2 protein-coding genes are annotated in these 2,794 nt (G+C 66.9%); both read right to left on the bottom strand.

Features of this window, described 5'->3' with window-relative positions:
* Positions 1 to 241 precede the first annotated feature (241 nt).
* Positions 242 to 1,255, bottom strand: a complete 1,014-nt coding sequence (cydB, locus tag JCM9942_RS13485; RefSeq protein WP_054660308.1) for a cytochrome d ubiquinol oxidase subunit II — start codon at positions 1,253 to 1,255, stop codon at positions 242 to 244.
* Position 1,256: 1 nt separating this feature from the next.
* Positions 1,257 to 2,651, bottom strand: coding sequence for a cytochrome ubiquinol oxidase subunit I (locus JCM9942_RS13480; protein WP_054660306.1), 1,395 nt, complete (start codon positions 2,649 to 2,651; stop codon positions 1,257 to 1,259).
* Positions 2,652 to 2,794 lie beyond the last annotated feature (143 nt).

Here is a 2,794-nt window from a genome sequence, read left to right as displayed (position 1 = left end):
CCTGCGCCAGGAAGGTAGCCAGCGTCACCGGGCCGCTGCCGAGCACCGCCAATGGCCGGTCGCTGGGGCCGGTGGCAAGTGGATGGACGGCGCGGGAGGAAGCTGCTTCGGGGGCAACGGGCATACGACAACCACGACCTCGGCTGGGCGAATGGACGACCGGCCGCACCGGGGCGCGGACAACCGGCGGCTAGCTTGGCGGCGGCTTGCCCGGCTGGCAAGCCGCACGCGCCATGCCGGGTCAGTGGTAGCCCATCTCGGCGGTGACCTTGCCGCGGAACACGCGGTAGGACCACACCGTATAGCCCAGGATCACCGGCAGCAGCAGCGCCAGTCCGACCATGCTGAAACCCAGCGACGTGGCCGGCGCGGCGGCCTGCCACAGCGTCATCGTCGGCGGCAGCAGGTACGGCCACATGCCCAGCACCAGGCCGAGGAAGCCCAGCACGAACAGCGCCAGGGTCAGCAGGAACGGCGGCAGGTCGCGGCGCGGGTGCATCGCGCTGCGCCACAGCGCCACCGCCACCGCCAGCGTCAGCAGCGGCACCGGTGACAGCCACCAGAAGTTGCCGTCGCTGAACCAGCGTTCCATCACCCGCGACTGCAGGAACGGCAGCCAGGTGCTAACCAGGCCCATGAACACGAGCACCGCCACCATCAGTGGCCGCGTCAGCGACCGCGCCAGCGCCTGCTCCCGGCCGCCGGTCTTGAGGATCAACCAGGTGCTGCCCAGCAACGCATAGCCGGTGACCACCGCCACCCCGGTCAGCATCGAAAACGGGCTGAACCAGCCGAACGCACCGCCGACATAGCGCCCGTCCTGCATCTTCAAACCTTCCACCAGCGCGCCCAGAATCACGCCCTGCGCGAAAGCGGCCAGCAGCGAGCCCAGTGCGAAGGACACGCTCCACAGCCGGCGCGAACGCTGCGCCTTGAAGCGGAACTCGAACGCCACGCCACGGAACACCAGCGCCATCACCAGCAGCAGCACCGGCAGATACAGCGCCGACAGCAGCGCCGCATAGGCCTTGGGAAAGGCGGTCATCAACCCGGCGCCGCCGAGCACCAGCCAGGTTTCGTTGCCGTCCCAGATCGGCGCGGCGGTGTTCATCATCACATCCAGCTGCGACTCGTCCTCGGCGAACGGCGCCAGGATGCCGATGCCGAGCACGAAGCCGTCCAGCACCACGTACATCAGCACGCCAAAACCGATCACCGCGAACCACGCCACCGTCAACACGGTTGCCATGTCCATGTCAGCGCCCCTCCAGCGGTTCATCGGCGCCGGACAGCGGCCGCGCCGGTGTATGCGTGCCGTCATCGCGCGGCGGCTGTTCATGCGGCGCCGGGCCGGAACGCAGGATCTTGGCCAGGTACCAGGTGCCCCAACCGAACACGAACAGATAGCCGATGACGTAGACCGCCAGCGACAGCGCGGTCATCCACGCGCTGTGCGACCCGACCGCATCGGCCGTGCGCAGCACGCCAGACACCACCCACGGTTGCCGGCCCATTTCGGTGACGAACCAGCCGGCCACCAGCGCCATGAAACCGCTGGGCAGCATCCAGTGCCAGCCGCGCAGCAGCCATGTGGACTGCAGCAGGCGTCCACGCCACAGCTGGAAGGCCGAGATCCAGGCCACCAGCAGCATCAGCGTGCCGATCCCGACCATGATGCGGAACGCGTAGAACACCGGCACCACCGGCGGCCGCTCGCTGGCCGGCACCGAGCTCAGCGGCGCAAAGGTGCCATCCAGGCTGTGGGTGAGGATCACGCTGCCGAGCTTGGGAATGGCGATCTCGTAATCGTTGCGTTCTTCTTTTTCGTTGGGCACGGCGAACACCACCAGCGGCACACCCTCACCGGGCGGGGTGTCATGCCAGTGCGCTTCCATCGCGGCGATCTTCATCGGCTGGTGCTTGAGCGTGTTCAGGCCGTGCATGTCGCCGACGAAAATCTGCACCGGCACCGTGAGCGCGGCGAAGGCGACGGCGGCCACCAGCATTTTGCGGCCGGCTTCCAGGTGCACACCGCGGCGCAGGTACCAGGCCCCGACGCCGCCGATGACGAAACAGGTGGTGATGAACGAGCCCAGCGCCATGTGCGCCAGCCGGTACGGGAAGGACGGATTGAACACCACCTGCCACCAGTCCTGGGGATGCACGATGCCGTCGATGATCGTGTAGCCGGCCGGGGTGTGCAGCCAGCTGTTGGAGGACAGGATCCAGAACGTGGAAAACAGCGTGCCCAGCGCCACCATGCAGGTGGAGAAAAAATGCAGCCGCGGTGAGACCCGGTCCCAGCCGAACAGCATCACCCCCAGGAAACTGGCCTCCAGGAAGAACGCGGTGAGCACTTCGTAAGTGAGCAATGGCCCGATCACGGTACCGGCCACTTCGCTCAGGCGTGGCCAGTTGGTGCCGAACTGGAAGGCCATGACGATGCCGCTGACCACGCCCATGCCAAAGGACACGGCGAAGATCTTCTGCCAGAAGAAGAACAGCTCGCGCCAGACCGGATTGCGGGTGCGCAGCCAGCGCCATTCGACGAAGGCCAGCCAGCTGGCCGTGCCGATGGTGAAGGCCGGAAACAGCACATGGAAACTGACAACGAACCCGAACTGGATCCTGGATAACAGCAGCGCGTCCACAGCGCTTCTCCGCACGACGTGTAATTGGGGCAATTCTGGTCCGGTATTGGTTAAGAACGGATGTGACCGGTTGTCGCAGTGCGTCAAACTGCCACCGCGGCACGGCGGCCCGTCCGGCCGCCACGCCCCCACGCGGGCAGCGG

The sequence above is a fragment of the Stenotrophomonas pictorum JCM 9942 genome (genome assembly GCF_001310775.1).
In the GTDB taxonomy this organism is placed as follows: domain Bacteria; phylum Pseudomonadota; class Gammaproteobacteria; order Xanthomonadales; family Xanthomonadaceae; genus Stenotrophomonas; species Stenotrophomonas pictorum.
This window is presented reverse-complemented; position numbering and strand designations above follow the sequence as displayed.

Bases quoted from the DNA above. Each gene is read 5' to 3' on its own strand.
- cydB (WP_054660308.1), bottom strand. From the start codon at position 1,255: ATGGACATGGCAACCGTGTTGACGGTGGCGTGGTTCGCGGTGATCGGT.